Here is a 20,472-nt window from a genome sequence, read left to right on the forward strand (position 1 = left end):
AGTGTGTTTTAGAGAGATCCACCATGCTCCTTACCCGTCGCGGCGTCCTCAAGGGCGCCTTCGCCGCCACGTCTGCCCTGGCTCTGCCGGCCCTGCTGTCGCGCCCGGCGGGCGCCGCCGGCGACTATCCGACAAAGCCCATCACCCTGCTCTGCCACACCGCTCCCGGCTCGGCGGCGGATGTCTATGCCCGCGAACTGGCCCATGCCATCGAGCCGGTCCTGGGCCAGCCGGTGGTGGTGGTGAACCGGGTGGGCGGCAACGGCATGGTGCAGATGGCGGCGCTGCAGGCGGCCCCGGCGGATGGCTACACCCTCGGCATCAACACCCTTTCCCATCTGTCGATTCTGCGGACGGGCGGCAAGGACGTCTACACCCTCGACAGCTTCTCCTGGATCGCGCGGGCGCAACTGGAAGGCTTCTTCACCGTGGTGCGGGCCGACTCGCCCTGTAAGACGCTGCCGGAATTCGTCGATCACGCGAAAAACGCGAAGACGCTGGTGAATATCGGCGGCCAGGGCGCGCCCGGCTCGGCCCATAATATCCATTTTCACCTGCTAGCTGACGCTGCGGGATTCAAGTTTAACTGGATTCCCTTCCCCGGTGGCATCGAACATCTGACGGCCCTGTTGGGCGGCACCCTCGATGCCACCAGCAACAACCCGCAGACCATTGTCCAGTTCGCCGAGGCCAACCGGGTGCGGCCCCTGGGCGTGGCCAGCGAGACCCGGCTCGACGCCTTCCCCAAGGTGCCCACCTATATCGAGTCGGGCTATGCGGTGGACCCGGCCTGGAACCAGATCCGCGGCATCATCGGCCGCAAGGGCCTGTCGACGGAGATCCAGCAGAAGCTGGCGGACGCCGTGGCCAAGGGCACCCAGTCCGACGGCTGGAAGAGCTATATGAAGAACGCCAGCCTGACGGAAGGCTTCCTCGGCCCCGAGGACTACACCGCCTTCATCGTCAAGCAGGACGCGCTGACCTATGCGTGGCTGAAGAAGCTCGGCCTCGCGGCATGACCACGACGAACGCCAACACGCCAGACCCCGCGCCGCGCCCGCTGCTCTCGGCTCGCGGCGCACGCATCAGTGCCGGACTTGCGGCCGCCGGGATCGCGAGCTGGTTCCTCTGGCAGAGCCTGCTGCTGCAGGGGGCGGCCGGCAGCGATGCGGTCGGCTCCGGTGCCTTTCCCGGCCTGGTGGCGGCGCTGATGCTGCTTGCCGCTGTGGCGCTGATCCTCGGCATCGGCGAAACGACGGCCAGCGACGATGCGGAGGCCGAGGAGGGCGTCTCCATTGACCATCCCGGGGCGGTGCTGGCCCTGTTCCTGGCGGTGGTGGCGCTGGTGCTCTCGTTCGATCGGCTGCCGGTTTATCTCGCCATCGCCGGCTTCACCTTCATTGTCCAGTTCGCCTTGGGCGAGCGCCGGTGGGCGCTTCTGATCGGCGGCAGCATCGCCCTGGCTGCTTTGGTCTGGCTGCTGTTCGCGCAGCTGTTGCGCGTGCCGCTCTGAGCGCCCGCAAGGCGCGCCCCTCTCCCGCCGGAGCACGACCTCTGGCCTGATGTTCCGCGAAAGAAGACGCCGTGTTCGAACAGCTCGCCCTCGCCGCCGGCCATGTGCTCCAGCTTGGCCCCCTGCTCGCCATCCTCATCGGCACCGTCATCGGCTATGCCATCGGCGCCATGCCGGGGGTCGGGCCGCTGCTCACCATCGCCCTCTTGATCCCCTTCACCTACGGCATGGACCCGTCCACCGCCGTCGTCGGCCTGATCGCGCTCTATGTGGCGGCCGAATATGGCGGCGCCATCACCGCCATCCTCCTCAACACGCCGGGCGAAGCGGCCGCGGTGGCCACCTCGTGGGATGGCTATCCCATGGCGCGCAAGGGCGAGGCGGCCAAGGCGCTGCACATCTCCATGATCGCCTCCGGCATCGGCGCGCTGATCAGCGCCGTGCTGCTGATCTTCACCGCCGTGCCGCTGGCGGAACTGGCGGTGCAGTTCGGGCCCAGCGAGTATTTTGCCCTCGCGCTGCTCGGCCTCACCCTGGCCGTGGGGCTCGGCCGCGCCGGCGCCGCCCGGGGCATCATCGCCGTGACGCTGGGATTGCTGCTCGCCACCGTCGGTGTCGATCCCATCTCCGGCGTGCCGCGCTTCTCGCCCACGCCCGGGCTTTACGACGGCATTCCCCTGGTGGCGGCCCTGACCGGACTCTACGCTTTGTCCGAAGCGCTGCTGCTGGCGGAAGAAGCCCGCCGACCGGCGCCGCGGCCGGCACCGTTCGGCTCGCTGCTGCATTTCCCCCTATCGCTCTACCGCGGGCTGATGGGCACCATCCTGCGCTCGTCGGTCATCGGCTTTGTGGTGGGGGTCATCCCCGGTGCCGGCGCGGTGATCGCCTCGCTGGTCGCCTATAACGAAGCGGTGCGCACCTCGCCGGAGCCGGCGAGCTTCGGCAAGGGCAATCCCCACGGCGTCGCCGCCGCCGAAGCGGCCAACAACGCCGCCGTGCCCGGGGCGCTGGCGCCGCTGCTGGCCCTCGGCATTCCCGGCTCGTCCACCGCCGCGGTGCTGGCCGGCGCGCTGATGATCCAGGGCATCCAGCCAGGGCCGCTGCTGTTCGCCAAGCACCCGGAAATTCCCTACGCGGTGTTCGCCTCGCTCATCATCTCGGTGCCCATCATGGTCATCACCGGCCTTGCCGGCGCGCGGCTGTGGGCGCGGGTGATCGAGGTGCCCAAGCCCCTCTTGGCGGCAGGCATCGCCGTCACCTGCCTGGTGGGGGCCTATTCCACCACCAACGATGCCTATCCGGTCTATGTGACCCTGGCGTTCGGCCTCATCGGCTGGGGCTTGCGCAAATGGGGTATCCCGCTCGGGCCCCTGGTGCTCGCCTTCGTGCTTGGCGACATGCTGGAGATCAATTTCCACCGGGCGCTGATGGTCGCCCAGGGCGATCTGTCCATCTACCTCCACCGGCCCATCACCCTGGTGCTGCTGGCGCTGGTGGTGGTCTCCCTCGGCCTTGCCCTGGCGCGCCGCCATCGCGCCAAAGCCGCCCTCGCCGATTGAGCCGGAGGCCTATCATGCCCCTGACCGCACACTTCGCCCGTCACATCTCCGAAGCCCGGCCGGAGAGCGCGCCGGAGGCGCTCGCCGCCGCCCGCGACGGGGTGCTCGATTTTCTCGCCTGCGCCTTCGCCGGGGCTGAAGATCCCTCCACCAGCCAGCTCCGGCGGGTGCTGGCCCCGGCGGCGGGCGCGCCGGTGGCGCAGCTCATCGGCCGGCCGCAGCGGGTGGATCTTTACACGGCGGCCCTCATCAACGGCCATGCCGGCCATGCCCTCGATTATGACGACGTGCACGCCAGCGTGCGCGGCCACCCCAGCACCGTGATCCTGCCGGCGCTGCTGGCCCTTGCCGAGGCGCGTGGGGCAAGCGCCCGCGCCCTGCTCAGCGCTTATGTGGTGGGGGTGGAGGCCATGGCCCGGCTGGGCCTCGCCCTCGGCAGCCGCCACTATGAGCTCGGCTTCCATTCCACCGCCACCCTGGGCACCATCGGAGCCGCGGCGGCCGCCGCCCATCTGCTCGGGCTCGATGCCGCCGCCACGGCCAATGCGCTGGGGCTCGCCGCCACCCAGTCCGCCGGCCTGCGACTGCAGTTCGGCACCGATGCCAAGCCGCTGCACGCGGGCCTCGCGGCGCGCTCCGGCCTCCTTGCCGCGAGCCTTGCCGAAGCGGGCCTTGCCGGCTCATCCGCCTTCGCCGATGGCCCCATCGGCTTCCTGGCGGCCTACGGCGCGGGCGCCGAGGCGCCGGAACGGCTGGTGGAGGGCTTTGGCGCACCCTGGCAGATCGTGGCGCCCGGCCTGATCTTCAAGGAATTCGCCTGCTGCACCGGAACCCATTGCGCCGCCGAGGCGACCCTGGCGCTGCGGACCGAACACGCCATCGATCCGGCCCAGGTGACGGCGGTGACGGTGACCTTCCCACCCGGCGGCGACGCGCCCCTGGTGGTGCAGCGGCCCGCCACCGGCACCGAGGGCCGTTTCAGCGTGGAATATGTGGTGGCCCGCGCCCTCATCGACGGCCGCCTGCCGGTGGACGCCTTCGACGAGCGGCCGGTGGAGGCAGATGCGGCGCGCCTGCTCACCAAGGTGCGCCGCCGCACCGATGCGGCCGCCCTGCCCATGCGCAATGACGCGCACACCCGCTTTTCGGTGGTGGAGATCACCTTGGCCGATGGTCGCAGCGTTTCCCAGCGGGTCGCCAAGGTCCGCGGCGCCTCCGATCTCAGGGCCAAGTTCCTCGATGCCGCCGGCCCGGTGCCGGCCCGCCAGGCGCTGCCCGACCTCATCGCCCGGATGGAGAGCGCGGCCGATCTCGCCGCCCTGTTCACCGGCCTTGCTTCTGCCCCCTCGTCCTCGCGCCGCACCGCCGCGGCCTGATTGATCGCAAAAGGACTTTCCCCATGGCGGACGCTCCCCGACATCTCCACCTCGGCCTGTTCCTGCAGGGCGCCGGGCACCATGTGGCCGGCTGGCGCCTCCCCGATGCCCAATCCGGCTCGGAGAATTTCGCGCTGCTGCAGCAGGTCGCCCGCACCGCCGAGCGCGGCAAGTTCGACATGGTGTTCCTGGCCGATGGCCTGTCCACCACCACCGACGCGCACCCCTCCATGGTGGTGCGGCTGGAGCCGCTGACCCTGCTGTCGGCCCTGGCCCTATCCACCAGCCGCATCGGCCTGGTGGCGACGGCGTCCACCACCTATGGCGAGCCGTTCCACACCGCCCGGGTGTTCGCCTCCCTGGACCATATTTCCGGTGGCCGGGCGGGTTGGAACGTGGTGACCACCTCCTACGCCCGGTCCGCCGCCAATTTCGGCCGCGCCCACCCCTCCCATGCGGAGCGCTACGCCATTGCCGGCGAATATGTGGACGTGGTGAAGGGCCTGTGGGACAGCTTCGAGACCGGCGCCGTGGTCGCCGACAAGGCGAGCGGCGTCTATGTGGATCCGGAACGGGTGCATGTGCTCGAACACGAGGGCGCCTATTTCTCAGTGAAGGGCCCGCTCAATTCCTCCCGCAGCCCCCAGGGCCAGCCGGTGATCATCCAGGCCGGCTCGTCCGATCCCGGCCAGGAGCTGGCCGCCCGCACCGCCGACGTGGTGTTCACGGCGCAGACCGACGTTTCTGAAGCCCGCACTTTCTATCGGGGGCTGAAGGACCGCCTCGCCCGCCATGGTCGCCGGCCCGAGAGCCTCGCCATCATGCCGGGCCTGTTCCCGGTGATCGGCCGCACGCCGCAGGAGGCGCGGGAGAAGCTCGACCTGCTGCAGAGCTGGACCGATCCCACCTCCGCCTATCCGCTGCTCAACGAGCGCCTGGGCGCGGATGTCTCCGGCTATCCCCTCGATGGGCCTTTGCCGGACTTGCCGGACAGCGACCAGATCAAGAGCCGGGCGCGGCTGCTGATCGAGCTGGCGCGGCGCGACAAGCTGACGATCCGCGATCTGCTGAATCGCGTGGGCGCGGCCCGCGGCCATTGGATGGTGGTGGGCACCCCGGTGGATGTGGCGGATGCTGTGGAAGCCTGGTTCAAGGCCGGCGCCGCCGACGGATTCAATGTGATGCCGCCCTATTTCCCCGGCGGTCTCGACGATTTCGTCGATCACGTGGTGCCCATCCTGCAGGAGCGGAACCTGTTCCGCACCGATTACGAGGGCTCTACCCTGCGCGCGCATCTGGGCCTTGCGGCGCCGGAGAACCGCTACACCGCCGCCCGCACGCCCGCGCCCACCAGCGCAGCCTCCTGAGGCCGCCGCGACAGCGAACCCGGCCGCGCCTTGCGCGGCTGGTCCCGGCGGTCGGCCGACAGGTGCCAAGTGGCCCGCCAAGCGCTGCCCCATGCTGGCATCGACCAAGCTGGGGCCGCCTCCTGCCGCAATAGTCCCACATCGCCCGCGCGTCCCCGTCTCTGCGGCCCCATATGCGTCGGCCGCACTTACCGGCCTGCGCCGATCCGGCCCGACCGCCGCTCAACAGACGTGCCCCACTGACAGGGCCACAAAAGGCACGCTGACAGCCTCCCGCACGACCCAGCCGGCAATCCCAGCCCCTCTCCCGCATCGCCCCGACGAACCGGAGGCCAGCCGCTGGCTTCGGGCTGTGCCCGCGCACCGTCGCAACTGCTGCGCCAAACACCACTGGACAAAGGTCGATGAGATCATCGCTTGACTCATAGTTTATTATTTCAATAAATTTTGTAAACTAATAACGCACCGTGGAGATGTCCGTGCCCCGACCTCCCGTCCCACCCAACGGCCGACCACCACAGGCGGTCGCCACGTCCACCCCCACCAGCCGGCGGGCGCTGCTGCGTCTTGGCCTGGGTCTCGGCGCCATGACCGCCTTGGGCGGCGCTGGTGGCCACGTGCTCGCGGCCAATCTTTTGCGCGCACCGGCAGCCATCCGGCCCGCCATCGATGCCCAGTTCCCGCTTTGCCGCACCGCCGCCGACGGCACCACGCCGACTGGCCCGCTGCGGCCGCTGAAGCTTGCCTGGACGGCGAGCGGCATCTGCACCGCCGCCGCGCCTGTGGCGAAGGAAACCGGCATTTTCGCCCGCCACGGCCTCGACGTGGATTTCGTCAATTTCGGCGCCTCCACCGAAATGCTGCTGGAGGCACTCGCCACCGGCAAGGCGGACGCCGGCCTCGGCATGGCCCTGCGCTGGCTGAAGCCACTGGAGCAGGGCTTCGACGTGAAGATCACCGCCGGCCTCCATGGCGGCTGCATGCGGCTTCTGGGTGCGCCGCAGGCGGGGGTGAGCGATCTGCAATCCCTGCGCGGCAAGACCATCGCCATCGCCGATCAAGCCGGGCCGGCCAAGAACTTCTTCTCCATCTACCTCGCCGAGCGCGGCATCGACCCGTTCAAAGAGGTGGAGTGGCGCCAATATCCCGGCGAGGCGCTCACCCTGGCGGTGGACAAGGGCGAGGCGCAGGCCATCGCCCATTGGGACCCCTTGACCTGGCTGTTCCTCAAGGAGCGGCAGGCGGGTGGCGAGAGCGCGCGCTTCGTGGAGATCGCCTCCAATCTCTCAGAGAAATATGCCACCCGATCGTGCTGCATCATCGGCGTCAACGGCAGCCTGATCCGCAATGACAAGCCGGTGGCCACCGCCCTCACCCGCGCCATCCTGGAAGGCGGCCATGTGGTCCACCAGGACCCGCGGCGGGCCGCCGAGATCTTCTCGGCGTATGGCGGCAAGGGCTCGGTGGACGAACTCGCCGAGATGCTGCGCAGCCACACCCACAATCACGCCCCCGTCGGCCCTGCCCTGAAGCAGGAGATCGCCCTCTACGCCGAGGAATTGAAGGTGGTCCAGGTGTTCCGCCCCACCACCAACACCCAGCGCTTCGCCGAAAAAGTCTATGCGGACGTGCTGAGCTGAGGAGACATGTGATGACCGACCAGCTCGTCGAAACCGCCGCCGGCCGCGCCGTCGCGGCCACGCGGCCACCACGGGCGCAGCGCATTGGCGCGCGGCCCGGGATCTGGGCCACCGGCCTTCTCGCCGGCGCCGTCTGGCTCGCCACCGGCGCCTATTCCGGCCTGGTGCCGGATGCGGACGATTTCCCCTACACCTTCGATTTCGCCGTTGGCCTCAGCGTCATCGGTGCCATCCTCCTCGGCCTCGCGCTGCTCGGTCCGACAGCCCGCATCCCCCTGCGCACCCTGCGCTATTGGGGGCCCTGGCTGGTGGTGGTGCCGCTCGGCCTTCTGGCGTGGGAGATCGTCACCGCCAAACTGGAGCTGCTGCCCCGCCCCTTCTTCGTACCGCCGCAGGCACTGGTGGAAGTCTATTTCGATGATTGGGAAAAGCTCGGCCTCAGCACCGTTGCCTCGCTGAAGCTGCTGGCCTGGGGCTATGGCATCGGCGCCGTGGTCGGGGTGGCGCTGGGCGTCGCCATCGGCTGGTGGCGGGCGGCCGGCTACTGGGCCCACCCGGTGCTGCGTTTCATCGGCCCGCTACCCGCCACCGCGTGGCTGCCTGTGGCCTTCTTCCTGTTCCCCTCCAGCTGGAGCGCCAGCGTGTTCCTGCTGGCCCTGGCCACCGGATTTCCGGTGACCATCCTCACCTGGTCGGGCATCGCCAGCGTCAACAAGGACTATTACGACATCGCCCGCACCCTCGGCGGCAACCAGCGCTTCCTGGTGCTGAAGGTGGCCATTCCCGCCGCCCTGCCCCACGTGTTCGTGGGCCTGTTCATGGGCCTCGGCACCTCGTTCGCGGTGCTGGTGGTGGCCGAGATGCTGGGCGTGAAGGCCGGCCTTGGCTGGTACCTGCAATGGGCCCAGGGCTGGGCCGCCTACGCCAACATGTATGCCGCGCTGATCGTGCTGGCGCTCATGTGCTCCGGCCTCGTCACCCTGCTGTTCCGCGTCCGTGACCACGTCCTCGCCTGGCAGAAGGAGCTCGTGCGGTGGTGACCGAAACCCTTTCCCGCGACATTCCAGCGGTATCTGCGGCCTCCGGCATCCGGCTCACGGTGGAAAACGTGAGCCATGCCTTCACCCTCAAGGATGCGCCCCTGCCGGTGCTGAGCCAGGTGAGCTTCACCGCCGAGCCGGGGGAGTTCGTGGCGCTGCTCGGCCCCTCCGGCTGCGGCAAGTCCACCCTGCTGCGCCTGGTGGCGGGGCTTGAGCAGGCCACCGAGGGCCGGGTAGATGCCGAAGGCGCGCCCATCCGCACGCCTGATCCCTCCCGCATCCTGGTGTTCCAGGACCCCACCCTCTACCCCTGGCGGACCGTGGGGGACAATGTGGCCCTCGGCCTGGAAGCCCGCGGCATCCTGCGGCGCGAGCGGGCACGGGTGGGCAAGGCGCTGTCGCTGGTGGGGCTGGCGAGCTTTGCGGGCGCCTATCCCCGGCAGCTCTCCGGCGGCATGGCGCAGCGCGTGGCCCTCGCCCGAGCCCTGGTCAACGACCCGCGCCTGCTGCTGCTGGACGAGCCTTTGGGCAAGCTCGACTCCCTCACCCGCATCACCATGCAGGCTGAGCTGCTGAAGCTCTGGGAGGACGCCCGCTTCACCGCGCTCCTGGTGACCCACGACGTGGAGGAAGCCCTGTTCCTGGCGGAGCGGGTCATCGTCTTCTCCGAGCGCCCGGCCCGCATCAAGGCCGATGTGAAGGTGGACGTGCCCTACCCGCGCCATCGCGGCGACCCGCGGCTGGCGGAACTGCGCCATCACCTGCTCGGCCTGCTCGGCCTCGACGCCGCTTGGTGAGGCGCCGCCCACGCGCTCGCCCCCAGCCCACGCGCGCCGCGGCCCCCGACGGCCCCGGCGCGCTGCCCGTTTGCCCCTCCCTCACCCAGGAGCCCCTGATGTCCCGTGATACCGAAGATCGTTCCACCTCCCGCCGCGCCCTGCTGCGCTATGGCCTTGCCGCCGGTGCCGCCACCGCCCTCGGTGGGCTCGGCGGCCGCGGGCTGGCAGCCAATCTGATGGGCGCGCCCGGCGCCATCGGCACCGCGGTCAATGCTGAGTTTCCGCTCTGCCTCACCGCCGCCGACGGCGCCGCCCCCACCGGGCCGCTGCGGCCGCTGAAACTCGCCTGGAATGCCAGCGCCATCTGCACCGCGGCGGCGCCAGTGGCCAAGGAGACCGGCATTTTCGCCCGCCATGGGCTCGACGTGGATTTCGTCAATTTCGGCAGTTCCACCGAGCAATTGCTGGAAGCCATCGCCACCGGCAAGGCGGATGCCGGCATCGGCATGGCGCTGCGCTGGCTGAAGCCCCTGGAGCAGGGCTTCGACGTGAAGATCACCGCCGGTGTCCATGGCGGCTGCCTGCGGCTGCTGGGTGATGCCGGCGCCGGCGTCACCAGCGTGGCGGCGCTGAAGGGCAAGACCATCGCGGTCTCCGATCAGGCCTCGCCGGGCAAGAACTTCTTCTCCATTTATCTCGCCGAACTGGGCATCGACCCGGTGAAGGACGTGGAGTGGCGGCAGTATCCGCTGGAGGCGCTGCCTTTGGCGATCCAGAAGGGCGAGGCCCAGGCGCTGGCCGATGCCGACCCGCGCACCTGGATCTGGATCAAGGAATCCAACGGCAAGCTGGTGGAAATCGCCACCAACCTCTCCGGCAAATATGCCGACCGCACCTGCTGCATCATCGGCGTGCGGGGCAGCCTGGTGCGCGATGAACGGCCGGTCGCCACCGCCCTCACCCGCGCCATCCTGGAAGGCGCGCACAAGGTCGGCGCCGACCCCGAACTCGCGTCGCGGGTGTTCGCGGGTTACGGCGGCAAGGGCTCGGTGGATGATCTGGTGGCCATGCTGAACAGCCAGGATCATCACCACAGCCCCATCAACACCGCCCTGAAGCAGCAGCTCGCCCTCTATGCCGACGAACTGAAGCTGGTGCAGGTAATGAAGCCCACCACCAACAGCCAGCGCTTTGCCGAGAAGATCTATGTGGATGTGTTGAGCTAAGCCCCGGCCATCACGCAGGTGCGACGGCGAGCGGCATCGGGCACCGCTCGCCGCATAAATTTATATAATTTCGATTGATTAAGTGGATATATATTCTAAGCTGACTTTGACCGATCGTCAGTCGTTGCCCGACCTCTCCGGGGATCTCCCGCACGGAGCCGAAGCACGGGCCAGGCTTCAAGCCGAGGAGCAAGACCATGAGCAGGCGCGAGCTGCATCTCAATGTGAACACCCTCAACTCCGGCTTCTACGGCTCAGCGTGGCGCACGCCCGGCGCGGATCCGGCTGCGTTCATCGATGTCCGCCATTATGTGCGGGTAGCGCAGGTCGCCGAGCGGGGCACCTTCGATGCCATCTTTCTCGCCGATGTGCCGAGCTTCGCCGACCGGCCCGAGCATCGCCCCTTCCAGGCCCTGGAACCGACGATTGTGCTCGCTCACGTGGCCGCCGCCACCGAGCACCTGGGGCTGATCGGCACCGCTTCCACCAGCTACAATCACCCCTACAATCTGGCCCGACGCTTTGCCTCCCTGGATCTCGCCAGCGGTGGCCGGGTGGGCTGGAACATCGTCACCACGGCCGATCCCGCGGCCTCGCGCAATTTCGGCGCCGATGCGCTGGAGGCCCATGCCACCCGCTACGAGCGGGCGGCCGAATTCGCCCAGGTGGTGACCGCGCTGTGGGACAGTTGGGAAGACGACGCGCTGGTGGCCGACAAGGCCAGTGGCCGCTTCATCGATACCGCCAAGGTCCACGCCATCCACCATTCCGGACGCTATTTCCGGGTGGAGGGCCCGCTGAACGTGCCACGCTCCAGCCAGGGACGCCCGGTGCTGGTGCAAGCTGGTGGCTCCGCCGACGGACAGGCGCTCGCCGCCCGCACCGCCGAGGCCATCTTCAGCGTGGCCCATTCCAAAGCCGACGCGCTGGCCTTCGCCCAGGCGATCCGCAGTCAGGCACGCGCCTTCGGGCGCAGCGGAGACGATATCGTCATCCTCCCGGGCCTCGGCACCATCATCGGCTCCACCGAGGCGGAAGCCCGGCGCCGCGAGGAGGAACTCTGGGAGCTGATGCCCGGCGACTATGGCCTGCGCCGGGTGGCGGGCATTCTTCGCGTGGATCCCGCCAGCCTTGATCTCGACAGCCCCCTGCCCGACGTCCCCCGCCCGAGCGATGGCATGCAGACCTTCTTCGATGCCCTGGTGAGCGCCGCCCGCCGGGACAAGCTGACGGTTCGCCAGCTCATCCGCCAGTTCGGCGGCAGCACCGGCCATCGGGTGGTGGTGGGCACGCCCGAGCAGATCGCCGATGATATCGAGGACTGGTTCCGCACCGGCGCGGCGGACGGCTTCAACCTGATGCCGGACGTGCTGCCCGATGGGCTCGAGGTGTTCGTGGATCATGTGGTGCCGCTGCTCCGCCGGCGCGGCATCTTCCGCACCCACTACCAGGGCCGGACCCTACGCGGCCATTTCGGCCTCGAAGTGCCACAGAGCCGCTTCGCTGCCAGCACCTGCACACCCGCCGCAGCGAACGCCTGAAAGCGGCCTGTCGCGCCTCACCTCAACGGGACCGGTCGCCGCCTGGAGCCTCACGCACCAAGCCAGCGGGGGGCTCATATTTATTGCCAGAACAGCGTTTTGGCCTGCCTCGCGACCCAACCTCGCGAACCAGAGGATTGGACGATTTATTTATTTGACTTAATCCATCTATTTAATGATTAATGGCGTTACACCGACGCGCGCCAGGAGCGGCGACGCTGCTTTCGACGCCAATCCCGCGTCACACGAGATCCCCCACGACATCGCCCGCGAGAACACCCATGAATGAAATCGTTTCCGCCGCACGGACGGCCCCTTCGGCACCCCTTCGTCCTCAGTCTCCGGCGCTCGATGCGCTGATCGAGGTCATCGCCGAAGGCGCGCTGAAGCGTGAGGCCGAGCGCATCCTGCCCCACGAGCCGCTGGCCCTGGTTCGCCAGGCCCGGCTCGGGGCCCTGCGGCTACCGGTGGACGCCGGCGGCGCGGGAGCATCATTCCGCGAGCTGTTTCAGGTGGTGCTGAAGCTCGCCGCCGCCGATCCCAACGTCACCCACATCCTGCGCAACCACTTCACCTTCGTGGAGCGCTACGCCCGCACCCCGAAGAATGAGGCGGAGGCGCGCTGGCGCGAGGCGGTGGCGGGGGGCGCCATCGTCGGCCTCGCCAATACGGAGAGCAACGCCAAGGTGGTGGGCGGCTCCCCCTTCGCCACCGTGCTGGAGCCCGATGGCGATGGCTGGCGCATCACCGGCCGCAAATACTACTCCACCGGCACCCTGTTCTCCGATTTCGTGCTGGTGCGCGTCGCCACCCCGGACGGGCGCAACGCCTCGCTGGTGCTGCCGGTGAAGCGTGAGGGAATCGAGCTGGTGGACGACTGGGATGGCATCGGCCAGCGCCTCACCGGCTCCGGCACCACCGTGTTCAACAATGTGCGGGTGGAGCCCGACGAGGTGGTGGTCGACGCCGACGGCATCGGCTACGGCGCCTATTACACCAGCACCCTGCCCCAACTGTTCCTCACCACAGTGAACGCCGGCATTCTGCGCGCGGTGCTGAAGGACGCCACCGCCCTCCTGAAGAGCCGCACCCACACCTTCTTCTTCGCCCCGGCCCCGGTGCCCACCGAAGACCCCATCCTGCAGCAGACCATCGGCGAGCTTTCGGCCTATGCCTTCACCGCCGAAACCCTGATCCTGGCCGCCGCCGATGCCCTCGATGTGGCCGACCGCCAACGCAGCGCCGGCGCCAGCGAAGAGGATCTGCGCGAGGCCGGTCACGAAGCCGCCGTACGGGCCGCGCGCGCCAAGGTCATCATCGACGACTTGGTGCTGCGCGCCGGCGGCCAGCTGTTCGATGTGGGAGGCGCCTCGGCGGCCCATCGCGACGCCAATCTGGACCGCCACTGGCGCAACGCCCGCACCATCGCCTCGCACAATCCGCGCGCCTACAAGGCCCGCCTGCTCGGCAAGCTGGAAATCGACGGCACGCCGCTGCCCTCCGCCAGCTTCTTCTGAGCCGCCCGCACCCCACATGCGCCGGCCAGGGCCGTTCTCGGCCGGCACCTCCTCATTCGTATCGAGCCTCCCGCGTCATGCCCCATTTCCCGTCCCGCCTGCCTGCCCTCTCCCGCCGCACGCTGTTGTCCGGCGCCGCCGCAACCTTGCTGGTGCCGGCCACCGCCCGCCTTGGCGCTGCCGCGACGACCTCCAGCGAAGCCCCCGCGCCGAAGGCCGGCGGAACACTGGTGGCGGTGCTCGATCCCGAGCCCGCGGGCCTGGTGGCCGGCATCACCATCTCGGCCCCGGCGGTGGCAGTGTCCTCAAACATCTTCGACGGCCTCGTGGATTATGACGAGGGTTTCAAGCTCCGGCCGGCGCTGGCGAAATCGTGGGAGACTTCGGCCGACGGCACCACCATCACCTTCCGCCTGCGCGATGACGTGACCTGGCACGACGGCACGCCTTTCACAGCGGCGGATGTCCAATATTCCCTGATGGAGGTGACGAAGAAGACCCATCCACGCGGGAATGCGGTGTTCGCCAACCTCACCGCCGTGGAGACGCCGGATCCCTATACGGCCGTATTCCGGTTTTCCCGACCCTCTCCGGTGGTTTGGTCCGCCTTCAACGGCACCGAAACCCAGATCCTGCCCAAGCATCTCTACGAGGGCACCAACCCGCTCACCAACCCGTGGAATTCCAAGCCCATCGGTACCGGCGCCTTCATCTTCAAGGAATGGGTGAAGGGCGACCGGATCGTGCTGGAGCGCAACCCCAATTATTGGGACAAGGGCCGGCCCTATCTCGATCGGGTGGTGTTCCGCATCATCCGCGATCCCGCCTCCCGCGCCACCGCCCTGGAGACAGGGGAGGCCCAATACATTCCGCTCAATCCGGTGCCGCTCGCCGACGTGGCCCGCATCCGCGCCTCCAAGGATCTGGTGGTCGAAACCCGCGGCTTTGAAGGCCCGGCGCAGATGTATTTCTTTGACTTCAACCTGCGCCGCGAGCCGTTTGGCGATATTCGCGTGCGCCAGGCTTTTGCCCACGCGCTCAACCCGCAGGCGCTGGCGGATACGGTGTTCTACGGCCTCGCCAAGCCGGCCACCGGGCCGGTGCCGAGCTATCAGACCCAATTCTATACCGCCGACGTGCCGCAATACGACTACAGCCTCGCCAAGGCCGAGGCGCTTTTGGACGAGGCCGGGCTACGCAAGGGGCCGGACGGCGTGCGCCTGCGCATCGATCACATCCCCTCCGCTTATGGCGAGGACTATCGGCGCGCCGGCGAATACTTCAAGCAGGCACTGAAGCGCATCGGCATCGAAGTCACCCTGCGCAATTACGATCTGCCGAGTTATGTGAAGGTGGTTTTCACCGATTACGACTTCGATACCCATAGCGCCTGGTATTCCGCCTATCCCGATCCGCAGATCGGCGTTCAGCGCCGCTATTGGAGCCAGGCCATCAAGAAGGGCACGCCTTCTTCCAACGCCTCCGGCGTCGCTGATCCCGAGATCGATGCGGTCATCGCCCGCATCCAGACCGAAGGCAATGTGGAGGCGCGCAATGCCCAGATCCGCGAGCTGCAGCGCCTTGCCCAGGCGAAGCTGCCTTCGGTGAACCTGCTGGAACTCAGCTTCTTCCGCGTCTATTCGCGCCGGCTCGCCGGCATCGAATATGGCCCGTTCGCCGGCTACCAGTCCCTGAAGACCGTGTGGCTGGAGAGCTGACCCATGCCCCGGATCGCCCTTTGCCTGCCCGATGGACGGGTGCTGCGCTATCTCGGCCTGAGGGTGGTGCAGGTGGTGCCCACCATTCTCGCCATCGTGGTGCTGAATTTCTTCTTCCTGCGCCTCGCCCCCGGCGACCTCGCCGAGGTAATGGCGGGGGAGGCGGGCTCGGCGACGCCGGAATACATGGCGCTGCTGCGCCAGCAGTTCGGCATCGACGAGTCGCTGCCGGCGCAGTTCGCGAAATACATGGGGCAGCTGCTGCAGCTGAACCTCGGCTATTCCTTCCGCAACTCCATGCCGGTGCTGGAGCTGATCTTGTCGCGCGCGCCCAACACCGCCCTGCTCATGCTCTCCAGCCTGCTGGTGGCGCTTTTGCTTGGCATGCTGTTCGGCGCCATCAGCGCCCATTGGCGGGGGCGCTGGCCGGACGGCATCCTCTCCGCCCTCACCACGGTCGGCTTTGCCACGCCATTGTTCTGGGTGGGGCTGATGCTGATCGTGCTGTTCTCGGTGGAGCTGCGCTGGCTGCCGGCCGGCGGCATGTCCGACCTGCAGAACGTCCACACCGGCCTTGCCGCCGTGGGCGACGTGGCGCGGCACATGGTGCTGCCGGTGCTGTCGCTCGCCTTCTTCTACATCGCCATCTACACCCGCCTGACCCGCTCGGCGATGCTGGAGGTGCAGGAGCTGGACTTCGTGCGCACCGCCCGCGCCAAGGGCATCGCACCTCTACCCATCGCCGTGCGCCACGTGCTGCGCAACGCGCTGTTGCCCATCGTCACCATGACCGGCCTGCAGCTCGGCGCGCTGCTGTCGGGCTCGGTGGTGATTGAGACCGTGTTCGCCTGGCCCGGCATGGGGCGACTGGCCTTCGATGCCGTGTTCCAGCGCGACATCAATCTGCTGCTCGGCGTGCTGTTCTTCTCCTCGTTCCTGGTGATCGTGTCCAACCTCGCGACCGATCTCGTCTATGCCCTGCTCGACCCGAGGATCGACATCCGATGAGCCTCGACGCCACTTCAGCGCCACTGGCGCTGGCCCCCGCGCGGTCGCGCCGCAGCTGGCGGCTCAACCCCTCCTCCTTCACCGCCCGCTTCCTGCGCAGCCGCACTGCGCTCATCGGCACCACCGGCCTCCTCCTGGTCTCCCTGGCAGCGGTGTTCGCCGGCGTGCTGTTTCCCGGCGACCCCCTCGACATGGTGGCGCGGCCCTTCATCTGGCCCTTCACCACCTGGACCTATCCGCTGGGCACCGACATGCTCGGCCGCGACATCCTGGTGGGTCTCGTCTATGCCGCCCGCGTTTCGCTGGCGGTGGGGCTTGCGGCGGCGGCGCTGGCGGTGGGGCTGGGCGTTCTGTTCGGCGCCCTCTCCGGCTATTTCGGCGGCTGGGTGGACCAGGTGCTCACCCGCATCACCGAAGTGTTCCAGACCATGCCCTCGCTGGTGTTCGTGGTGGTGGTCGTGGCCATCCTCAGCCCCTCCATCACCTCCATCGTGCTCGGCATCGCCATCACCTCGTGGCCGCAGATCGCCCGGCTGGTGCGGGCCGAGACCCTGCGCCTGCGTGATGCCGAATTCGTGCAGGCGGCGCGGGTGATGGGCATGGGCCACGGCCGCATCATCCTCACCCACATCCTGCCCAACGCCATCTCCCCGGTGATCGTGGCCGGCTCCATCCTCGTCGCCCACGCCATCCTCACCGAGGCGGCGCTGTCGTTCCTCGGCCTAGGCGACCCCAACCTGATCTCCTGGGGGTCCATGATCGGCTCCGGTCGCGAGGTGCTGCGCACCGCCTGGTACATGACGGCGCTGCCCGGCATCGCCATCTCCATCACCGTCATGGCCCTCAACCTCCTGGGCAATGGGCTCAATGATGTTCTCAACCCGCGGGTGGCGCTGACATGAGCCCCGCCCTCCTCGATGTAGCCGACCTCACGGTGCGCTTCCGCACCCCGAGCGGCCGGCTGACGGCGGTGGACCGCCTCTCGTTCCAGGTGGCCGCGGGCGAAACCCTCGCCATCGTCGGCGAAAGCGGCTGCGGCAAGTCGGTGACCGCCATGGCCCTGCTGCGGCTGCTGAAGGCACCGCCGGCGGAGATTTCCGGCACCCATGTGCGGTTCGACGGCACCGACCTGTTGCCCCTCAGCGAGCGGGCCATGCGGGATCTGCGCGGCAACCGCATCGCCATGATCTTCCAGGACCCGCTTTCGGCGCTGAACCCAGTGCAGACCGTCGGCACCCAGATCATCGAGAGCCTCAAGCGCCATACCGCCCTGCGCGGCGCCGCTTTGCGGTCCCGCGCGGTGGAGCTTCTGGACCTGGTGCGCATTCCCGAGCCGCAGCGGCGGGTGGATGACTTTCCCCACCGCTTCTCCGGCGGCATGCGCCAGCGGGTGATGATCGCCATCGCCATCGCCGCCCGTCCGGCCCTCTTGATCGCCGACGAGCCGACCACCGCCCTCGACGTGACAGTGCAGGCGCAGATCCTGAAGCTGCTGGTGTCGCTGCAGCGGGAATTCGGCATGAGCCTGGTGCTCATCAGCCACGATCTCGGGGTGGTGGCGGAAACTGCCGACCGGGTGCTGGTGATGTATGCGGGGCGCAAGGTGGAAGAGCGGCCGGTGGCCGACCTGTTCGCCCGCCCGCTCCACCCCTACACCCGCGCCCTCATGCGGGCGCGGCCGACGCCCGGTGTCACCCGGGCATTTCTCGATGAGATTCCCGGCATCGTGCCCTCCCTCGCCGATCTCCCCGCGGGCTGCGCCTTCGCGCCCCGCTGCGGCTTCGCCATCGATGCCTGCCGGCTGCGCCCGCCGCCGCTGGAGCCTCTGGCGGGAGCCGGAGCCGTCGCCTGCATCCGCACCCACCACGCCCCTGTGGAGGAGCCCGCATGAGCGCGCCCGCCCTCGCCATCACCGACCTCGTGGTCACCTACGCCACCGCGCGCGGCCGCCTCACCGCCGTGGACGGCCTTTCCCTCACCATCGCGCCGGGTGAAACCCTTGGGCTGGTGGGCGAAAGCGGCTGCGGCAAGTCCTCCCTCGGCAAGGCCGTGGTGCAGCTGGTGGAGCCGCACTCGGGCGCACTCGCCGTGGATGGGCAGGACCTCACCACTCTCTCCGCCCGCGCGCGCCGCGCCCTGCGGCCGAAGGTGCAGATGGTGTTCCAGGACCCCATGGGCGCCCTCGATCCGCGCCAGCGGGCACTCACCATCCTGGAAACGCCACTGAAGCTCAACGGCGTTCGGGACAAGGCCGAGCGCCGCGCCCGGGTGCTGGCGCTGATGGAGGAGGTGGGCCTACGGCCGGAGCTGGTGGACCGGCTGCCCCATGAATTCTCCGGCGGCCAGCGCCAGCGGCTCGGTATCGCCCGGGCGCTGGCCCTCAAGCCCTCGGTGATCGTCTGCGACGAGCCGGTTTCCGCGCTCGACGTGTCGCTGCAGGCGCAGGTGCTGAACCTGCTGCGCCGGGTACAACGCACCACCGGCGTCGCCTACCTCTTCATCAGCCACGACCTCTCGGTGGTGGAGCACATCGCCGATCGCGTCGCCATCATGTATCTGGGCAAACTGGTGGAAATCGCCCCCCGCGACCGGCTCTGGCGAGCCCCCGCCCACCCCTATACCCGGGCGCTGATGGATGCGCTGCCGCGCATGGACCCGGCCCATAGCCGCATCGCCGACAAAGAGGTGATCGGCGGCGATCTGCCGAGCCCCTTCACGCCGCCGCAGGGCTGCCGCTTCCACACCCGCTGCCCGCTGGCGGTGGCGCGCTGCGCCGCCGAGGCGCCAGCGCTGAGACCCATTGCCGACGGCCATTTCGCCGCCTGCCATTTCGCGACGCCGGCGACGCCACAGCCCGCCCCCGCCGCGCCCCAGCGCCATCTCGTGACACCCGCCTGAGCGCGCCACGCCCCGCTGCCGACCGCATCTGCCTGCCCCCATTGCCTGCCCCGCCCGGCGCAGCCTCGTGCCCGCCGATCCGGAGACCCGACCCATGAATGCACGCATCACCCTGTCCCCCGCCGATTATCCCGACAGCCCCCTGTCGCAGGCATTGAAGCAGCCCCTGCTGCTCGGCCTGTTCCTACCCATCCAGAACGGCGGCTGGTCGCCCTCGACCCTGCCGCGCACCACCGACTGGACCTTCGACTACAACAAGGCCCTCACCCTCAAGGCCGAGGAGTTGGGCTTCGACCTCGCCTTCGGCCTCGCCCAATGGGTGGGCAAGAACGGCTATGGCGGCGCCCTCAAGTATCGCGAGCAGACCATCGACCCGTTCGTCACCGTGGCGGCGCTCTCCTCGGTCACCTCGCGCATCCTGCTCATCTCCACCATCCATGTGCTGTACGGGCCGTGGCATCCGCTGCACCTCGCCAAATTCTCGGCGACGCTGGACCACATCTCCGGCGGGCGGTTCGGCATCAACATGGTCACCGGCTATGCCCCGCGCGAACCGCGCATGTTCGGCATTCCCCACATCGAGCATGACGCCCGCTATGCCCGCGCCGACGAATTCATCGGCATGGTGGAGCGGCTGTGGGCCTCCAGCGAGAATGTCACCATCGACGGCCAGTATTGGAAGCTGGAGGAGGCCTTCGTCTCACCCCGCCCGAAATATGGCCGGCCGATCCTGGTCAATGCCACCGGCTCGGCGGCGGGCTTTGCCTATGCCGCCCAGCATTCGGATCTCGTCTTCATCACCAGCCCGGCGGGCGCCGAGATCGAGGCAGCGCTGGCAGCCCTGCCGGCGCATGTGGGCGCCCTGAAGGCCAAGGCGCGGGAGGTGGGCCGCGAGGTCAGGGCCATCATCAACCCCATGATCGTCTGCCGCCCCACCGAGCAGGAGGCGCGCGAATATCACGCCGCCATCCTCGCCCATGCGGATACCGAGGCGCTGCAGGGCTTCCTCGACCACCATGCCGCCGGCGACAGCCAGGCCTGGCGCAACCACAAAGGCGAGCACCGCATTCTGGGCGGCAACATCCAGATTATCGGCTCGCCGGAGCAGGTGGCGGACAAGCTCATCCGGCTGAAGCAGGCGGGCGTGGACGGCGTGCAGCTCGCCTTCTTCGATTTCCAGCCCGACCTCGATTATTTCGGCACGGCGGTCCTGCCCCTGCTGAAGCAAGCCGGCCTGCGGCTCTGATCCCTCCCACAACACGCACAGCACGACACGAACCGCAAAGGCTG

The 20,472-nt window shown here is 68.6% G+C and carries 17 protein-coding genes; all 17 read left to right on the forward strand.

Annotated features, from left to right (window positions below; all coding sequences use genetic code 11):
• Positions 1-23: 23 nt before the first annotated feature.
• On the forward strand, positions 24-1,019 hold the full coding sequence (locus tag ACU4E7_RS18595) for a Bug family tripartite tricarboxylate transporter substrate binding protein (protein WP_447019769.1): 996 nt from the start codon (positions 24-26) through the stop codon (positions 1,017-1,019).
• The gene (locus tag ACU4E7_RS18600; RefSeq protein ID WP_447019770.1) at positions 1,016-1,513 is read left to right on the forward strand and encodes a tripartite tricarboxylate transporter TctB family protein; all 498 of its coding nucleotides are present in this window, start codon (positions 1,016-1,018) and stop codon (positions 1,511-1,513) included. The genes ACU4E7_RS18595 and ACU4E7_RS18600 overlap by 4 nt, the downstream gene beginning before the upstream one ends.
• A 71-nt stretch (positions 1,514-1,584) precedes the next feature.
• Positions 1,585-3,072 (forward strand): tripartite tricarboxylate transporter permease, encoded by a 1,488-nt coding sequence (locus ACU4E7_RS18605; RefSeq protein WP_447019771.1) that lies wholly within the window; start codon positions 1,585-1,587, stop codon positions 3,070-3,072.
• A gap of 14 nt (positions 3,073-3,086) precedes the next feature.
• A complete protein-coding gene (locus ACU4E7_RS18610; RefSeq protein WP_447019772.1) occupies positions 3,087-4,448 on the forward strand; it encodes an MmgE/PrpD family protein in 1,362 nt (453 codons plus the stop codon).
• A 23-nt stretch (positions 4,449-4,471) separates the two neighbouring features.
• Positions 4,472-5,815 carry an LLM class flavin-dependent oxidoreductase gene (locus ACU4E7_RS18615; protein ID WP_447019773.1) on the forward strand — a complete coding sequence of 448 codons (1,344 nt, stop codon included), beginning with the start codon at positions 4,472-4,474 and terminating at the stop codon, positions 5,813-5,815.
• Positions 5,816-6,402: 587 nt separating this feature from the next.
• Positions 6,403-7,455 (forward strand): ABC transporter substrate-binding protein, encoded by a 1,053-nt coding sequence (locus ACU4E7_RS18620; protein WP_273546315.1) that lies wholly within the window; start codon positions 6,403-6,405, stop codon positions 7,453-7,455.
• A gap of 11 nt (positions 7,456-7,466) precedes the next feature.
• A complete protein-coding gene (locus tag ACU4E7_RS18625; protein ID WP_447019774.1) occupies positions 7,467-8,495 on the forward strand; it encodes an ABC transporter permease in 1,029 nt (342 codons plus the stop codon).
• Positions 8,489-9,292, forward strand: coding sequence for an ABC transporter ATP-binding protein (locus ACU4E7_RS18630; RefSeq protein WP_447019775.1), 804 nt, complete (start codon positions 8,489-8,491; stop codon positions 9,290-9,292). The genes ACU4E7_RS18625 and ACU4E7_RS18630 overlap by 7 nt, the downstream gene beginning before the upstream one ends.
• Before the next feature lie 98 nt (positions 9,293-9,390).
• Positions 9,391-10,500: an ABC transporter substrate-binding protein gene (locus tag ACU4E7_RS18635; RefSeq protein ID WP_447019776.1), complete on the forward strand. Its 1,110-nt coding sequence runs from the start codon at positions 9,391-9,393 to the stop codon at positions 10,498-10,500.
• 197 nt (positions 10,501-10,697) lie between these two features.
• Positions 10,698-12,041, forward strand: a complete 1,344-nt coding sequence (locus ACU4E7_RS18640) for an LLM class flavin-dependent oxidoreductase (RefSeq protein WP_447019777.1) — start codon at positions 10,698-10,700, stop codon at positions 12,039-12,041.
• 281 nt (positions 12,042-12,322) lie between these two features.
• Complete coding sequence (locus tag ACU4E7_RS18645) at positions 12,323-13,558, forward strand: acyl-CoA dehydrogenase (RefSeq protein WP_447019778.1); 1,236 nt, start codon at positions 12,323-12,325, stop codon at positions 13,556-13,558.
• 77 nt (positions 13,559-13,635) lie between these two features.
• Positions 13,636-15,276 carry an ABC transporter substrate-binding protein gene (locus tag ACU4E7_RS18650; RefSeq protein ID WP_447019779.1) on the forward strand — a complete coding sequence of 547 codons (1,641 nt, stop codon included), beginning with the start codon at positions 13,636-13,638 and terminating at the stop codon, positions 15,274-15,276.
• A gap of 3 nt (positions 15,277-15,279) precedes the next feature.
• Positions 15,280-16,284, forward strand: coding sequence for an ABC transporter permease (locus ACU4E7_RS18655; protein ID WP_447019780.1), 1,005 nt, complete (start codon positions 15,280-15,282; stop codon positions 16,282-16,284).
• On the forward strand, positions 16,281-17,186 hold the full coding sequence (locus ACU4E7_RS18660) for an ABC transporter permease (protein WP_238122519.1): 906 nt from the start codon (positions 16,281-16,283) through the stop codon (positions 17,184-17,186). The genes ACU4E7_RS18655 and ACU4E7_RS18660 overlap by 4 nt, the downstream gene beginning before the upstream one ends.
• Positions 17,183-18,175, forward strand: a complete 993-nt coding sequence (locus ACU4E7_RS18665; RefSeq protein ID WP_238122518.1) for an ABC transporter ATP-binding protein — start codon at positions 17,183-17,185, stop codon at positions 18,173-18,175. The genes ACU4E7_RS18660 and ACU4E7_RS18665 overlap by 4 nt, the downstream gene beginning before the upstream one ends.
• Complete coding sequence (locus tag ACU4E7_RS18670) at positions 18,172-19,182, forward strand: ABC transporter ATP-binding protein (RefSeq protein ID WP_238122517.1); 1,011 nt, start codon at positions 18,172-18,174, stop codon at positions 19,180-19,182. The genes ACU4E7_RS18665 and ACU4E7_RS18670 overlap by 4 nt, the downstream gene beginning before the upstream one ends.
• Positions 19,183-19,276: 94 nt before the next feature.
• Positions 19,277-20,428: an LLM class flavin-dependent oxidoreductase gene (locus ACU4E7_RS18675; protein WP_238122516.1), complete on the forward strand. Its 1,152-nt coding sequence runs from the start codon at positions 19,277-19,279 to the stop codon at positions 20,426-20,428.
• Positions 20,429-20,472 lie beyond the last annotated feature (44 nt).

This window comes from Xanthobacter sp. ZOL 2024, from assembly GCF_052932325.1.

Bases quoted from the DNA above. Each gene is read 5' to 3' on its own strand.
- ACU4E7_RS18640 (WP_447019777.1), top strand. From the start codon at position 10,698: ATGAGCAGGCGCGAGCTGCATCTCAATGTGAACACCCTCAACTCCGGC.
- ACU4E7_RS18665 (WP_238122518.1), top strand. From the start codon at position 17,183: ATGAGCCCCGCCCTCCTCGATGTAGCCGACCTCACGGTGCGCTTCCGC.
- ACU4E7_RS18595 (WP_447019769.1), top strand. From the start codon at position 24: ATGCTCCTTACCCGTCGCGGCGTCCTCAAGGGCGCCTTCGCCGCCACG.
- ACU4E7_RS18620 (WP_273546315.1), top strand. From the start codon at position 6,403: ATGACCGCCTTGGGCGGCGCTGGTGGCCACGTGCTCGCGGCCAATCTT.
- ACU4E7_RS18635 (WP_447019776.1), top strand. From the start codon at position 9,391: ATGTCCCGTGATACCGAAGATCGTTCCACCTCCCGCCGCGCCCTGCTG.
- ACU4E7_RS18670 (WP_238122517.1), top strand. From the start codon at position 18,172: ATGAGCGCGCCCGCCCTCGCCATCACCGACCTCGTGGTCACCTACGCC.
- ACU4E7_RS18650 (WP_447019779.1), top strand. From the start codon at position 13,636: ATGCCCCATTTCCCGTCCCGCCTGCCTGCCCTCTCCCGCCGCACGCTG.
- ACU4E7_RS18610 (WP_447019772.1), top strand. From the start codon at position 3,087: ATGCCCCTGACCGCACACTTCGCCCGTCACATCTCCGAAGCCCGGCCG.
- ACU4E7_RS18645 (WP_447019778.1), top strand. From the start codon at position 12,323: ATGAATGAAATCGTTTCCGCCGCACGGACGGCCCCTTCGGCACCCCTT.
- ACU4E7_RS18615 (WP_447019773.1), top strand. From the start codon at position 4,472: ATGGCGGACGCTCCCCGACATCTCCACCTCGGCCTGTTCCTGCAGGGC.
- ACU4E7_RS18625 (WP_447019774.1), top strand. From the start codon at position 7,467: ATGACCGACCAGCTCGTCGAAACCGCCGCCGGCCGCGCCGTCGCGGCC.
- ACU4E7_RS18675 (WP_238122516.1), top strand. From the start codon at position 19,277: ATGAATGCACGCATCACCCTGTCCCCCGCCGATTATCCCGACAGCCCC.
- ACU4E7_RS18655 (WP_447019780.1), top strand. From the start codon at position 15,280: ATGCCCCGGATCGCCCTTTGCCTGCCCGATGGACGGGTGCTGCGCTAT.
- ACU4E7_RS18660 (WP_238122519.1), top strand. From the start codon at position 16,281: ATGAGCCTCGACGCCACTTCAGCGCCACTGGCGCTGGCCCCCGCGCGG.
- ACU4E7_RS18600 (WP_447019770.1), top strand. From the start codon at position 1,016: ATGACCACGACGAACGCCAACACGCCAGACCCCGCGCCGCGCCCGCTG.